Genomic DNA, 13,837 nt, shown 5'->3' with positions numbered 1-13,837 from the left:
GCTCGTGGACCTGACGGGGCCGGCCCCGGCGTACGCCCCCGGCGAGGCCTTCGCGGAGATGTACGTGCCCCGCTTCGGCGGGGACTGGGTCAAGCCGGTCCTGGAGGGCACCGACGCCGGGCTGCTCAAGAAGGGCCTCGGCCACTACGCCGGCACCGCCGGCCCCGGGGGCACCGGCAACTTCGCCGTGGCCGGGCACCGGCGCACCTACGGCGACCCGTTCAAGGACGTCCCGGCCCTGCGCCCCGGCGACCTGGTGATCGTCAAGGACGCGACCAACTGGTACACGTACACCGTCCGGGCCGCCCCGCTGCGCACCCTGCCCACCGACGTCGGCGTGGTCGCGCCGGTGCCGCACCGCTCCCCCTTCACCGGGCCCGGCCGCTATCTGACCCTGACGACCTGCGAGCCGGAGTGGGGGCACAGCCACCGTCTCATCGTCTGGGCGGAACTCACCGAGACCCGGCCGGTGAAGCGGGGCAGCCCGTAGTCTGGTGCGGAACAGGTGAGTGGAAGGGACGGCATGTACGGCTGGATCTGGCGGCATCTGCCGGGCAACGCGTGGGTCCGCGCGCTGATCTCGCTCGTGCTGGTGCTCGCGGTGGTGTTCGTACTGTTCCAGTACGTCTTCCCGTGGGCCGAGCCCCTGCTCCCGTTCAACGATGTGACGGTCGACGAGGGAGCGGGAGCCACCGGGTGAGCGCGCGCATTCTGGTTGTGGACAACTACGACAGCTTTGTCTTCAACCTGGTCCAGTACCTCTACCAGCTCGGGGCCGAGTGCGAGGTGCTCCGCAACGACGAGGTGGAGCTCTCCCACGCCCAGGACGGCTTCGACGGTGTGCTGCTGTCCCCCGGCCCCGGCACCCCCGAGGAGGCCGGCGTGTGCGTGGACATGGTCCGGCACTGCGCCGCCACGGGCGTCCCGGTCTTCGGCGTGTGCCTGGGCATGCAGTCCATGGCGGTCGCGTACGGCGGCGTGGTCGACCGGGCCCCGGAGCTGCTGCACGGCAAGACCTCCCCGGTGGTCCACGAGGGCAAGGGCGTCTTCGCCGGCCTGCCCTCCCCCTTCACGGCCACCCGCTACCACTCCCTGGCGGCCGAGCCGGCCGCCCTGCCCGCCGAGCTGGAGGTCACGGCCCGCACCGAGGACGGGATCATCATGGGCCTGCGGCACCGGGAGCACGACGTCGAGGGCGTGCAGTTCCACCCCGAGTCGGTGCTGACCGAGTGGGGCCACCGGATGCTCGCCAACTGGCTGGTGCGGTGCGGCGACACGGGTGCCGTGGAGCGCTCGGTGGGGCTCGCCCCGGTGGTGGGCAAGGCCGTCGCGTGACGGCGCTCGCGCCGCCCGCGTCCTCCGGGGGACGGGCCGCGCGACGCAAGGCTGCCCAGGCGGCCGCGAAGCGGGCGCGACGGCGGCGCAGGAGCGGCGCGGTGGTGGTCGTCAGCCGCCTGGTGGGGGAGCTGTTCATCACCGTCGGCCTGGTGATGCTGCTCTTCGTGACCTACCAGCTCTGGTACACCAATGTGCTCGCCGAACGGCAGGCCAGCGGCGCGGCCGGGTCGCTGCGCGAGGACTGGGCGGCGGGCGGCGCGGGCGCGCCCGCGGTGGAGGCCTTCGAGCCCGGGCAGGGCTTCGCCATCCTGCACATCCCGAAGCTGGACGTGAAGGTGCCGGTGGCGGAGGGGACCAGCAAGCCGAAGGTGCTGGACCGGGGCATGGTCGGGCACTACAGCGAGGGCGCGCTGAAGACGGCGATGCCGGCCGACCGCACGGGCAACTTCGCGGTGGCCGGGCACCGCAACACCCACGGCGAACCGTTCCGCTTCATCAACCGGCTGACCCCCGGCGACCCGATCGTGGTCGAGACCCGGGACGCGTACTACACGTACGAGATGACCAGCATCCTGCCGCAGACCCCGCCGACCAACGTGGCCGTGCTGCGGCCGGTGCCGGAGGGATCGGGCTTCACCTCTCCCGGCCGGTACCTCACGCTGACCACCTGCACCCCGGAGTTCACCAGCACCTACCGGATGATCGTATGGGGCAGGATGGTCGACGAGCGTCCCCGCAGCCAAGGGGCGCCGCCCGCTCTCAGAGGATGAGTCACCCGTGTCACGTGCCCGTCGCGCGGCCCCGCGCAACCGCAACTGGGTCGCAGGATCCCTGAGCCTGCTCGGCGAGCTGCTGATCACGGTGGGGGTCGTACTGGCCCTGTTCGTCTGGTACTCGCTGTGGTGGACCAACGTGGTCGCCGACCGCCAGGCCTCGGCCCGCGGCGACCAGGTGCGCCAGCAGTGGCAGAGCGCGCCGCCCGCGGCCGAGCCCGGGGCGCTGGACACCCAGGGCGGCATCGGCTTCCTGCACGTGCCGGCGATGAAGAACGGCGAGGTGCTGGTCAAGCGGGGGACGAGCCCCGAGGTGCTCAACGACGGGGTGGCCGGCTACTACACGGACCCGGTGAAGTCCGCGCTGCCGTGGGACCGCACGGGAAACTTCGCCCTCGCCGCGCACCGGGACGGGCACGGGGCGAAGTTCCACAACATCGACAAGCTGCGCAGCGGTGACGCGATCGTCTTCGAGACGCGCGACACCTGGTACGTCTACAAGGTCTTCGCGCAGCTGCCGCAGACCTCGAAGTACGACGTGGACGTGATCAACCCGGTCCCGAAGGCCTCGGGCCGTACGGCCCCGGGCCGGTACATCACGCTGACCACGTGCACGCCCGTCTACACGTCGAAGTACCGCTACATCGTGTGGGGCGAGCTGGTGCGCACCGAGAAGGTCGACGCCGAGCGGACCCCGCCGGCCGAGCTCCGCTGACGGAGCCCGCCCGGCGGGGCCGGGGTGTCAGTTGCGGCCGAAGCCGAACCAGCCGCCGCCCGAGTCGCCGCCGTTGCGGTTGTCCTGCTGCTGGATCCCGGCGAGCGTACGGACGTTGACCACCTGGCCGGGCACCACCGGACTGCCGGCGGGCGGGTCGCTGATCACGACGGTGGCGTTGTCGTCCGTCGGCCCGGACAGGACCGCGCCGAAGGTCAGGCCGTTGCGGGCGAGCTCCGCCTTGGCCTGGGCGACCGTACGGCCCACCAGCTGCGGCATGGTCGTGGCCGGCGTCGCCGACGTGGCCTTGGTGACCTGGATGTTGACCGCGGTGTTCGGGTTGAGCTGGGAGTTCGGGTCGTACTGCTGCTGGACGACCGTGTTCGGCGCCGCGCCGGGCGCGTCCACCTCGGTCACGCTGCCGAGCTTGAGCTTGGCGTCGGTCAGCAGCTGCTTCGCCTCGTCCTTCGTCTTGCCGATCAGGTTCGGCACGACGGACTTGGTGACCTCCTTGGCCACCTGGAGGGTGACCGTGGTGCCCTTCTCGACCTGGGTGTCCCGCTTGGGGTCCTGGCCGATGACGGTGCCGGCCTTGCGCTCCGACTCGACGTTCTTGCGCTCGACGGTCTGGAAGCCGAGGCCGCGCAGCTTGGCCTCGGCCTCCTCGTAGGTCAGGCCTTCGAGGTTCGGCATGGTCACCTTGGGCGCACCCGAGGAGATCTTGACCTTGACGACGGAGTCCTTGTCGGCCTTGGCGCCGGCCTCGGGGTTCTGCGAGCAGATGTTGCCCTTGGGCTGGTTGTCGCAGGGCTCCTCGCCGTCCTTCTCGACCTTCAGCCCGACGTTCTCCCCGCTCTTCTGCGCCTGCTCCAGCGTGCTGCCGACCAGCTTGGGCACGGTGGGCCGGTTGTCGGCGCCGCCGCCCGACAGGGAGCGGCCGATCAGGATCGCGCCGACCAGGACGAGGATGCCGGCGGCGACGAGCAGGATCGTCGAGGCCCGGCTCTTCTTCTGCTGCCGGCGGCGCGAGCCGCCCTGGTCGTAGCCGTTCTGGTCGGGGTAGTAACCGCCGTCGCCGCCCGGGGGCGTCGGCGGCATCATCGACGTCTGCCCGGGCTCGGCGGGGCGCATCGCGGCGGTGGGCTGGTCGTAGCCCTGGTGCCCGTAGCCGCCGTGGTCGGGGTAGCCGTAGCCCGGGGCGCCCATGGCCGCCGCGGCGGCGACGGGCTGGCCCTCGAGGCAGGCCTCGATGTCGGCGCGCATCTCGTCGGCGCTCTGGTAGCGGTAGTCCGGGTCCTTGACCAGCGCCTTCAGGACGATGGCGTCCATCTCGGGCGTGATCTCGGGGTCGAAGTTCGACGGCGGCTGCGGCTCTTCGCGTACGTGCTGGTAGGCGACGGCCACCGGCGAGTCGCCGACGAACGGGGGCCGGACGGTCAGCAGTTCGTAGAGCAGGCAGCCGGTGGAGTACAGGTCGGACCGGGCGTCGACCTGCTCGCCCTTGGCCTGCTCCGGGGAGAGGTACTGGGCGGTGCCGATCACGGCCGCCGTCTGCGTCATGGTCATGCCGGAGTCGCCCATGGCCCGGGCGATGCCGAAGTCCATGACCTTGACCTGGCCGGTGCGGGTCAGCATGACGTTGGCGGGCTTGATGTCGCGGTGGACGATGCCCGCGCGGTGGGAGTACTCCAGCGCCTGGAGGATGCCGATGGTCATTTCCAGCGTGCGCTCGGGCAGCAGCTTGCGGCCGGAGTGCAGCAGCTCACGCAGGGTGGAGCCGTCGACGTACTCCATCACGATGTAGGGGATGGAGATGTTGTCGACGTAGTCCTCGCCGGTGTCGTAGACCGCGACGATCGCCGGGTGGTTGAGCGAGGCCGCGGACTGCGCCTCACGCCGGAACCGGGCCTGGAAGGACGGGTCACGGGCGAGATCGGCACGCAGGGTCTTGACGGCGACGGTACGGCCGAGCCGGGTGTCCTGGGCGAGGTACACCTCGGCCATGCCACCGCGGCCGAGTACGTGGCTCAGCTCGTACCGGCCGCCGAGGCGACGCGGCTCTTCCATAACTTCCAGCCCTCTCCGTCAGTCCCGACCGCACCCGTGTGTGGTCCGGCGGTGTGCTGCTCGCGCAAAGGCTACCGGCCGATCGTCAGTGATCGGGTGGTGCCCACAGGCTGATACCGGACCGGTACCGTGCGCTGCGGGCACCGCCGTCAGCCCTGGTTGTTGAGTACGGCCTGCATGACCGCCTTGGCCACGGGGGCGGCCAGACCGCCGCCGCTGATGTCCTCGCGGTCGGCGCTGGAGTCCTCGATGACCACGGCGACGGCGACCGGGGAACCCTTGTCGGTCTTGGCGTAGGAGATGAACCAGGCGTACGGGTTCTTCTTGTTCTTCTCGCCGTGCTGGGCGGTACCGGTCTTGCCGCCGACCGTCACACCGGAGATCTTGGCCTTGCCGCCGGTGCCGTTGTCGACGACGTTGACCATCATCTGCTGGACCTTCTGCGCGTTGGCGGCGGAGAGGGGCCGGCCCATCTCCTGCGGCTCGGTCTTCTCGATCACGTCGAGGTTGGGGGCCGTCAGCTGGTCGACCATGTACGGCTTCATCAGCTTGCCGTCGTTGGCGATGGCGGCGGCGACCATGGCCATCTGCAGCGGGGTGGCCGCGGTGTTGAACTGGCCGATGGCCGACAGCGCGTTGCCGGGCTTGTCCATGGTCTTGTCGTAGACGCTGGCGAACGCGCGGACCGGGGTGTCGATCTTGCTGTTGTTGAAGCCGAACTTCTCGGCCGTCTCGACCATCTTGTCGCGCGTGACCTTGGTGGCGATGTTGGCGAAGACGGTGTTGCAGGACACCCGCAGCGCCTCGTTGAGGCTCGCCTTCTCGCACCCGCCGTGCTGGTTGGGCAGCTGGGTGCGGGTGTCGGGCAGGAGGTACGGCTCGGGGGTGTCGGTCGGCGCGTTGATGTCGGTGACGACCCCGTGCTCCAGGGCGGCCGCGGCGGTGACCACCTTGAAGGTGGAGCCGGGCGGGTAGGTCTCGCGCAGCGCGCGGTTGACCAGGTTCTTGTCCTCGCTGTCCTTCAGCTCGACCCAGGCCTTCTCGTCGGCCTTGGAGTTGCCGGCGAAGGTGGAGGGGTCGTAGGAGGGGGTGCTGACCAGCGCGAGGATGGCGCCGGTGCGCGGGTCGATCGCGGCGACCGCGCCCTTCTTGTCGCCGAGCCCCTCGTACGCCGCCTTCTGCGCGGCGGCCTTGAGCGTGGTGACGACGTTGCCGCCCTGCTTCTTCTCGCCGGTGAACATGCCGATGGTGCGGTCGAAGAACAGCCGGTCGTCGTTGCCGGTGAGGATGCCGTCCTCCAGCGACTCCAGCTGGGTGGAGCCGAACGCCTGGGAGGCGAAGCCGGTGACGGGGGCCCACAGGCGGCCGTCGAGGTAGGTCCGCTTGTACTTGTAGTCGCTGCCGCCGACCGCCTGCGAGCCGGTGATGGGCTGGCCCTCGACGATGATGTTGCCGCGCTCGGTCCCGTACTGGGCGATCTGGACCCGGCGGTTCTCCTTGCGGGTGGCCAGCTCCTCGGCCTGGACGTACTGCAGCCAGTTGGTACGGATCAGCAGGGCGAGGATGAGCAGCCCGCAGAAGATCGCGATTCTGCGCAGGGGCTTGTTCATGACGGGCGGACCACCTGGGTCATCTCGGAGTCGGGGGACTGGGCGGGGGCCGGGGCGGGGCGGCGTGCGGTGTCGCTGATCCGGATGAGGATGCCGATGAGGGCCCAGTTCGCGAGGACGGAGGAGCCGCCGGACGCGAGGAAGGGCATGGTCATACCGGTGAGGGGGATGAGGCCCATCACGCCACCGGCGACGACGAAGATCTGGATGGCGAAGGCGCCCGACAGGCCGATCGCGAACAGCTTGCCGAACGGGTCCCGGGCGGCCAGCGCGGTGCGCGCGCCGCGCTCGATGATCAGGCCGTAGAGCAGCAGGAACGCCATGACGCCGGTGAGTCCGAGTTCCTCGCCGACGGTGGAGAAGATGAAGTCGGAGTTGGCGGCGAAGCCGATCAGGTCGGAGTTGCCCTGGCCCCAACCGGCGCCGAGGACCCCGCCCGAACCGAAGCTCATGATCGACTGGCCGACCTGCTCGCAGGCGCCGGAAGTGCTGTAGCAGGCGAAGGGGTCGAGCCAGGCGGTGACGCGCGCCTTGACGTGGCTGGCGGTGGTGCCGACGACCACGGCGCCGGCCACCGACATCAGCAGGCCGATCACGATCCAGCTGGTCCGCTCGGTGGCGACGTACAGCATGATCACGAACATGCCGAAGAACAGCAGCGAGGTGCCGAGGTCGTTCTCGAAGACGAGGATGAGCAGGCTCATCGCCCAGATCACCAGGATCGGGCCGAGGTCGCGGCCGCGCGGCAGGTACAGGCCCATGAACCGGCGGCTGGCCAGCGCCAGCGCGTCCCGCTTGACCATCAGGTAGCCGGAGAAGAAGACCGCGATGACGATCTTCGCGAACTCACCGGGCTGGATGGAGAAGCCGGCCACCCGGATCCAGATCTTCGCGCCGAAGACGTCCGCCCCGAGGCCCGGGATCACCGGCAGGATCAGCAGCACCAGCGCGCCGGCCATCGAGATGTACGTGAACCGCTGGAGCGTGCGGTGGTCCTTGAGGATCAGCAGCACGGCGGAGAACAGCGCGATGCCCAGGGCCGTGTAGAGCATCTGGTTCGGGGTGGACTCGGAGAAGCCGCCGAACGCCCGCTTGGCGAGGTTCTGCAGCCGCTCGGACTGGTCCAGCCGCCAGATCAGCACCAGGCCCAGGCCGTTGAGGAGGATGCCCAGGGGCAGCAGCAGCGGGTCGGCGTACTTGGCGAAGCGGCGCACGACCAGGTGGGCCACGCCCGCCAGCAGCGCCAGGCCGAGGCCGTAGACGAGCATGCCAGGGGGCAGCTTGCCGTGGATGGCGAGGCCGACGTTGGCGTAGGCGAAGATCGGGATGACCACGGCGAAGCCGAGCAGCATCAGCTCGGTGTTCCGCCGGCTCGGCAGCTCGATGGCGCCGATGGTGGTCGTGTTGGTGACAACGCTCATGGTGTGACGGGCCCCCTGTGCCCGCAGGTGACTGCTGGTACCGCTACTGCTTTTCGCACAGGCCGACGAGCTTCTGCTCCTCGGGCGTCAGGGCGGTGTCCGCGGGCGGTGTCTGGTTGTTGGCCTCGGCGCCGCGGCGGGCCTCGTCCTTCTTGCAGGCGGTGACCTGGAGGGCGAGCTCGTCGATCTTCTGCTTGGCGCCGTCGAGGGTTCCCTCGGTGATGGCGCCCTCGACCTGCTTGCGCTTGAAGGGCGGCAGGTACTTCAGTTCGATGTCGGGGCGGTCCGTCTCCACCTTCGACAGCTTCAGCGGGCCGAGGTCCTGGCTCAGGCCCCGGTAGAGGGCGACGTGGTCGCCGTTCTTGCCGACGAAGAACTGGGTCTGGGTCCAGCGGTGGGCCGCGTAGGCGCCGCCGCCGATGACGCCCGCGAGCAGCAGCAGGAGCAGGGTGCGGGTGGTCCACTTGCGCCCTTTGCTGCGGCGCCGGCGCGGGTGGTCGTAGTGGTCGTCCATGCTGCCGTCGTCCGGGTCGTACGGCTCGGCCTCGCCGAAGGAGCCGTACGCGCCGCCGCCGTAGCCGGGCTCGGGCGCGGCGCCGTAGCCGGGCGTCTCACCGCTGCCGGGCGGCCCGAAGGCGCCGGGCGGCGGGGTCTGGCGGCCCAGGCCCGCGGCGCGGCCGGCCGGGGTCTGCATGGCGCCGTGGTCGAAGAGCTGGTGCTGGTTCTCGGCGACCGCGCCGACGACGACCGGGCTGTCGTTGAGCTGGGCGGCGAGGGTGTCGCCGCTGTCGGTGTCGAGGACGTCGGCGACGATGCAGGTGATGTTGTCCGGGCCGCCGCCGCGCAGGGCGAGCTGGATCAGCGCCTGCACGGTCTCCTGGGGGCCGTGGTAGTCGGCGAGGGTCTCCTCCAGGGTCTGGTGGGAGACGACGCCGGAGAGGCCGTCGGAGCAGACCAGGTAGCGGTCGCCGACGCGGACCTCGCGGATCGACAGGTCGGGCTCGACGTGTTCGCCGCTGCCCAGCGCGCGCATCAGCAGGGAGCGCTGCGGGTGGGTGGTGGCCTCTTCCTCGGTGATCCGGCCCTCGTCGACCAGCCGCTGCACCCAGGTGTGGTCCTGGGTGATCTGGGTGAGGACGCCGTCGCGCAGCAGGTAGGCGCGCGAGTCGCCGACGTGCACCAGGCCCAGGCGGGCACCGGTCCACAGCAGGGCGGTGAGCGTGGTGCCCATGCCCTCCAGCTGGGGGTCCTCCTCGACCATGATGCGCAGCTGGTCGTTGGCCCGCTGCACGGCGATGCCGAGCGAGGTGAGGACGTCGGAGCCCGGGATGTCGTCGTCGAGCTGGACGAGGGAGGAGATGACCTCCGAACTGGCCACCTCGCCGGCGGCCTGGCCGCCCATGCCGTCCGCGACGGCGAGCAGCCGCGGACCGGCGTAGCCGGAGTCCTCGTTGCCCTCGCGGATCATGCCCTTGTGCGATCCGGCGGCGAACCTCAGCGACAGGCTCATGCGCACCTGCCCTGTCGGTGATCCGGCATCCGGGTACAGAGCCACACTGCCCACCCTCCGGTCGGGAGCGCGCTCGGGCCGGTGCCCTCCAGGGGCCGGACCGCTGCGGCTCGCTCGCTCCGCTCGCTCATTCTCGTACTACTTCCGCAGCTCGATGACGGTCTTACCGATGCGGATCGGGGCGCCCGGCGGAATGGGCGTCGGGGTGGTCAGGCGGGTCCGGTCGAGATACGTGCCGTTGGTGGACCCGAGATCCTCGACGATCCACTGTCCGTCCCGGTCGGGGTAGATCCTGGCATGCCGGCTGGAGGCGTAGTCGTCGTCCAGCACGATCGTGGAGTCGTGCGCGCGGCCCAGGCTGATCGTCTGGCCCTGCAGGGCGACCGTCGTGCCCGTCAGCGTGCCTTCGGTGACCACCAGCTTGGTGGGGGCGCCCCGGCGCTGGCGCTGCTGCGGGGGCGCGGCCTGCCGGCCGGCGCCGCCGCTCGGCGCGGCCGCGCCGGAGGAACCACGGCGGGAGCCGCGCTGGGTCACGCGCGTGCCGAAGAGGTCACTGCGGATGACCTGGACGGCCACGATGACGAACAGCCACAGAACGGCCAGGAAACCCAGCCGCATGACCGTCAGGGTCAGCTCTGACATTGCCCCCGCTTCACCCTTCGGCTTGCCGGTAAATGATGGTCGTGCTGCCCACGACGATCCGCGAGCCGTCGCGGAGCGTAGCGCGGGTGGTGTGCTGCCCGTCCACCACGATGCCGTTGGTGGACCCGAGATCCTGGATCGTCGAGGGCGTTCCGGTCCGGATCTCGCAGTGCCGGCGCGAGACGCCGGGGTCGTCGATCCGTACGTCGGCTTCGGTGCTGCGGCCGAGTACGAGCGTGGGACGGGAAATCTGGTGGCGGGTGCCGTTGATCTCGATCCAGCGGCGCACCGCCTGGCCCGCGCCGCCCGGGACCGGGGCCACGTGGCCGCCGCCGGCGGGGCGGCGCTGCGGGCCGCCGGGCGGGCCGGGGGGCGGCGAGCTGGGCATCGGCGGGGCGCCCACCGGGGGGTACCCGTAGCCGCCCTGCTGCTGGCCCGGGCCGGCCTGCGGCTGGGAGGAGCTGGCGGCCAGGGTGCGGCTGCGCACGCGGTACAGGCCGGTGTCGAGGTCCTCGGCCTTCTCCAGGTGGACCTTGATCGGGCCCATGAACGTGTAGCGCTGCTGCTTGGCGTAGTCGCGGACGAGGCCCGCGAGCTCGTCGCCGAGCTGGCCCGAGTACGGGCTCAGGCGCTCGTAGTCGGGGGCGGAGAGCTCGACGATGAAGTCGTTGGGGACGACGGTGCGCTCGCGGTTCCAGATCGTGGCGTTGTTGTCGCACTCGCGCTGCAGCGCGCCGGCGATCTCCACGGGCTGGACCTCGGACTTGAACACCTTGGCGAAGGTGCCGTTCACCAGACCTTCGAGTCGCTGCTCGAACCGCTTCAGGACTCCCATCGGGCACCTCCTCCGTCGTTGTCGCCCTGTACTGCTTACTGATCGTATCCACGCGTGGGGGATTCGGGTGGTTCCCCTTGTCCCACGTGTGGACAAGTGTTGGTCCTCACAAGTCCTACCCAGGGGATCGTAGGGGCGCTCCAGGGACAGTGTCCCGCACCCGGCGGGCACTACGGGAGGGGCTGTCGGGACGTCGCGCGAGCGGTGCGGGGAAAGCGATTTCAATCCCCCGCCTCTGACGTGCTAATGTTCCGGTGTCGCCAGGGGAACGGCCCGAAAGGGAAGACCACTGGGACGCTGCTCGGGCGAGTGGCGGAACGGCAGACGCGCTGGCTTCAGGTGCCAGTGTCCTTCGGGACGTGGGGGTTCAAATCCCCCCTCGCCCACTGTGGGAAGCCCCGCGGATCATCGATCCGCGGGGCTTCTTCCGTTGCGGGCCGCGCGACTTTCGTCGGCCGGGACGCGACGAAAGTGAGCGGCCGGGCCCCGGCGTCGGACCCTAGGGTCGGGCGCGTGGATGTGACGTCGAAGATGCGCGCGGGCCGGGCCTGGCTCCAGGGGCCGGAGCGGTGGACGCGGGCCGCCCTGCTCAAGGACTGCGCGATGGCCGCCGTGCTCGCGCTGCTCGGCATGCCGTTGGAGGAGATCGAGGGCGGGGCCTGGTGGCGGCACACCCTGTCCGCGGTGGTCGTGGTGCTCCTCACACTGCTGCGGCGCCGGCTGCCCGCGGGGACGCTGGTGGCGGGCGCGGTGATCAGCGGGGTGCTGCCCGGGGCGTTCCTGGTGACGATCCTGCTCGCCTGGTCGGCGGGCCGGCGGATCGTCGGGGTGACCCGTGCGGTGGTCGCGTTCACGCTCACCTTCGCGCTGGAGGTGGGCGTCGCGGTGGTCACGGAGTGGTCGAACACCCGGCCGCTGTGGATCGCCGTCTTCGTCACCCTGGCGTTCCTCGCGACCACCCTGATGCCGGGCCTGGCGAGCCGGTACTGGTACCAGCGGCGGACCCTGCTGCACGCGCTCCAGGAGCGCAACGCGCAACTCATGCGGGAGCGGGCGATGATCGCCGGCCAGGCGCGGCTGCGCGAGCGCCAGCGGATCGCCCAGGACATGCACGACAGCCTCGGCCACCAGCTGGCGCTGATCTCCGTGCACACCGGCGCGCTGGAGGTCGACCCGGCACTGACGGAACGTCAGCGCGAGGCGGTGGGCGTGCTGCGCCAGGCCTCGGTCGGCGCGATGCACGAACTGCGCGAGGTCGTGGGCATCCTGCGCGACGGGGTGGAGGCGCCGGTCGCGGCGGAGGACACCGTCCAGCCGGCCGCCCGCGGGGTCGCCGGCATCGGCGGCGTGGTGGAGGCCGCCCGGGCGGCCGGCACCGAGGTGCGCCTGACGGTCACCGGGGCGACCCGGCCGCTGGCCCCGGCCTGCGACCACGCGGCGTACCGGATCGTGCAGGAGGCGCTGACGAACGCCTACAAGCACGCGCCGGGCGCGGCGATCACCGTGGAACTGCGCTACGAGGACGACTCCCTGGTGGTGGAGATCGCCAACGGCCCGGCGGCGGCCGAGCGGCCGGACGGGGTCGTCTCGGGCGGACAGGGCCTGACGGGGCTGCGCGAGCGGGCCCGGCTGGTCGGCGGCATGGTGCACGCGGGCCCGGTCGAGGGCGGCGGCTTCCGCGTCGCGGGCGTGCTGCCGTACGGCGCCGAGCCGGCCGGGGCGCAGGGGCCGGAGCCGGACGACTTCGGGCAACTGGCCGTCCGCGTCTCGGGAGCCACGGCGCCCATGGACTGGGCGGCGGTCGACCGGGAGCTGGCCGTGGGCCGGCACGGGCGCTCGCCCGGCGGCGGGGTGGCGCTGGGCTGCGGGATCGCGTTCGCCGCGGCGGTGCTGCTGCTGATCGCGGTGGTGGCGCTGATCGCGTTGATGGCGAGCTCGGCCGACGAGGCGTACCTGACGCGGGAGGAGTACGACCGGGTCCAGGTGGGACAGAGCGAGAAGGAGGTGCGCAAGGCGGTGCCCAGCGGGGACTCGATCATGACCTCGGGACTGGACCGCAAGGGGCCGCCGAAGCCGGCCGGTGCCTCGTGCCTGGCGCTCCTGGACCCGGAGGACGACACGGATCTGGCGAAGGACCGGGTTTTCCGGTTCTGCTTCAAGGACGGCAAGCTCGTCGAGAAGCAGACGTACGAGGTCGACGCGGGCTGAGCAGGGGTGGACACGGTGGAAGCAGTGGGAGGGCGGGCGTGACGGGCCGGACGATCAAAGTGGTGATCGCGGACGACGAGCCGCTGATCCGGGCCGGCATCAGGATGATCCTGACGTCGGACCCCGGGATCGAGGTGGTCGCGGAGGCGCCGAACGGGCGCGAGGCGGTGGAGCTGGCCCGCGCCCACCACCCGGACGTGGTGCTGCTGGACATCCAGATGCCCGTCCTGGACGGGCTGAGCGCGCTGGCGGAGCTGCGCCGGGCGGTGCCGCAGGCGCGGGCGCTGATCCTGACGACGTTCGGCGAGCGGGAGAACGTCCTGCGCGCCCTGGCGGAGGGCGGCGCGGGCTTCCTGCTCAAGGACTCCGCCCCCGGCGAGCTGATCGGCGCCGTACGGGCGGCCGCGGCCGGGGACGCCTACCTCTCGCCCGGCGCGACCCGGCACGTGGTGGACCAGCTGGCCTCGGGCCGGGAGGCGGCCCGCGGCGAGGAGGCCCGGCGCCGGGTGGCCGAACTCAGCGAGCGCGAACGCGGGGTGCTGGCGCTGCTCGGGGAGGGCCTGTCCAACGCGGACGCGGGGCGGCGGCTGCACATGAGCGAGGCGACGGTGAAGACGTACGTCAGCCGGATCCTGGCGAAGCTGGAGTGCGAGAACCGGGTGCAGGCGGCGCTGCTGGCCCGGGACGCGGGGCTGTGACCACGACTTCGTAGCGCGGT

Annotated in this window: 12 protein-coding genes, 1 tRNA gene and 1 pseudogene; 8 read left to right on the top strand and 6 right to left on the bottom strand. The window is 71.3% G+C overall.

What is annotated here, in order from left to right; genetic code table 11:
* From LG632_RS10995 to LG632_RS10975, 5 genes and pseudogenes are all read left to right on the top strand, one after another.
* The coding region (locus LG632_RS10995; RefSeq protein ID WP_226726755.1) for a class E sortase at positions 1-490 on the top strand (490 nt) is incomplete at its 5' end.
* 15 nt (positions 491-505) lie between these two features.
* Complete coding sequence (locus LG632_RS10990; RefSeq protein ID WP_226726760.1) at positions 506-700, top strand: hypothetical protein; 195 nt, start codon at positions 506-508, stop codon at positions 698-700.
* Positions 697-1,335: an aminodeoxychorismate/anthranilate synthase component II gene (locus LG632_RS10985; protein ID WP_226726753.1), complete on the top strand. Its 639-nt coding sequence runs from the start codon at positions 697-699 to the stop codon at positions 1,333-1,335. Before LG632_RS10990 ends, LG632_RS10985 begins: the two co-directional genes overlap by 4 nt.
* A 104-nt stretch (positions 1,336-1,439) precedes the next feature.
* Positions 1,440-2,108, top strand: a pseudogene (locus LG632_RS10980) (class E sortase); the annotation flags it as partial.
* Positions 2,109-2,115: 7 nt separating this feature from the next.
* On the top strand, positions 2,116-2,826 hold the full coding sequence (locus tag LG632_RS10975; RefSeq protein ID WP_226726751.1) for a class E sortase: 711 nt from the start codon (positions 2,116-2,118) through the stop codon (positions 2,824-2,826).
* A 27-nt stretch (positions 2,827-2,853) separates the two neighbouring features.
* On the opposite strand, the gene pknB is transcribed toward LG632_RS10975, so the two are convergent.
* From pknB to LG632_RS10945, 6 genes are all read right to left on the bottom strand, one after another.
* Positions 2,854-4,893, bottom strand: a complete 2,040-nt coding sequence (gene pknB / locus LG632_RS10970; protein ID WP_226726749.1) for a Stk1 family PASTA domain-containing Ser/Thr kinase — start codon at positions 4,891-4,893, stop codon at positions 2,854-2,856.
* Between the two features lie 149 nt (positions 4,894-5,042).
* Positions 5,043-6,503 (bottom strand): peptidoglycan D,D-transpeptidase FtsI family protein, encoded by a 1,461-nt coding sequence (locus LG632_RS10965; protein WP_226726748.1) that lies wholly within the window; start codon positions 6,501-6,503, stop codon positions 5,043-5,045.
* Positions 6,500-7,924, bottom strand: a complete 1,425-nt coding sequence (locus LG632_RS10960; RefSeq protein WP_226726747.1) for an FtsW/RodA/SpoVE family cell cycle protein — start codon at positions 7,922-7,924, stop codon at positions 6,500-6,502. The genes LG632_RS10965 and LG632_RS10960 overlap by 4 nt, the downstream gene beginning before the upstream one ends.
* A 43-nt stretch (positions 7,925-7,967) precedes the next feature.
* Positions 7,968-9,434, bottom strand: coding sequence for a PP2C family protein-serine/threonine phosphatase (locus LG632_RS10955; protein ID WP_226726745.1), 1,467 nt, complete (start codon positions 9,432-9,434; stop codon positions 7,968-7,970).
* A gap of 138 nt (positions 9,435-9,572) precedes the next feature.
* Entirely contained in the window at positions 9,573-10,076 is a 504-nt protein-coding gene (locus LG632_RS10950) for an FHA domain-containing protein FhaB/FipA (protein ID WP_226726744.1), read from the bottom strand.
* Positions 10,077-10,086: 10 nt separating this feature from the next.
* Positions 10,087-10,911, bottom strand: a complete 825-nt coding sequence (locus LG632_RS10945; RefSeq protein WP_226726743.1) for an FHA domain-containing protein — start codon at positions 10,909-10,911, stop codon at positions 10,087-10,089.
* Between the two features lie 303 nt (positions 10,912-11,214).
* Here LG632_RS10945 and LG632_RS10940 point away from each other — a divergent pair.
* The 3 genes from LG632_RS10940 to LG632_RS10930 all read left to right on the top strand — a co-directional run bounded on the left by LG632_RS10940 (position 11,215) and on the right by LG632_RS10930 (position 13,817).
* Positions 11,215-11,297: transfer RNA gene (locus tag LG632_RS10940), tRNA-Leu, on the top strand.
* 145 nt (positions 11,298-11,442) lie between these two features.
* On the top strand, positions 11,443-13,119 hold the full coding sequence (locus LG632_RS10935) for a sensor histidine kinase (protein ID WP_264201658.1): 1,677 nt from the start codon (positions 11,443-11,445) through the stop codon (positions 13,117-13,119).
* Positions 13,120-13,157: 38 nt separating this feature from the next.
* Complete coding sequence (locus LG632_RS10930) at positions 13,158-13,817, top strand: response regulator transcription factor (protein WP_226726741.1); 660 nt, start codon at positions 13,158-13,160, stop codon at positions 13,815-13,817.
* Positions 13,818-13,837: the final 20 nt, after the last annotated feature.

Source organism: Streptomyces antimicrobicus, assembly GCF_020532625.1.
GTDB lineage: Bacteria > Actinomycetota > Actinomycetes > Streptomycetales > Streptomycetaceae > Streptomyces > Streptomyces antimicrobicus.
The sequence above is the reverse complement of the archived record's forward strand: the minus strand, read 5'-3'. Positions and strand labels throughout refer to the sequence as shown.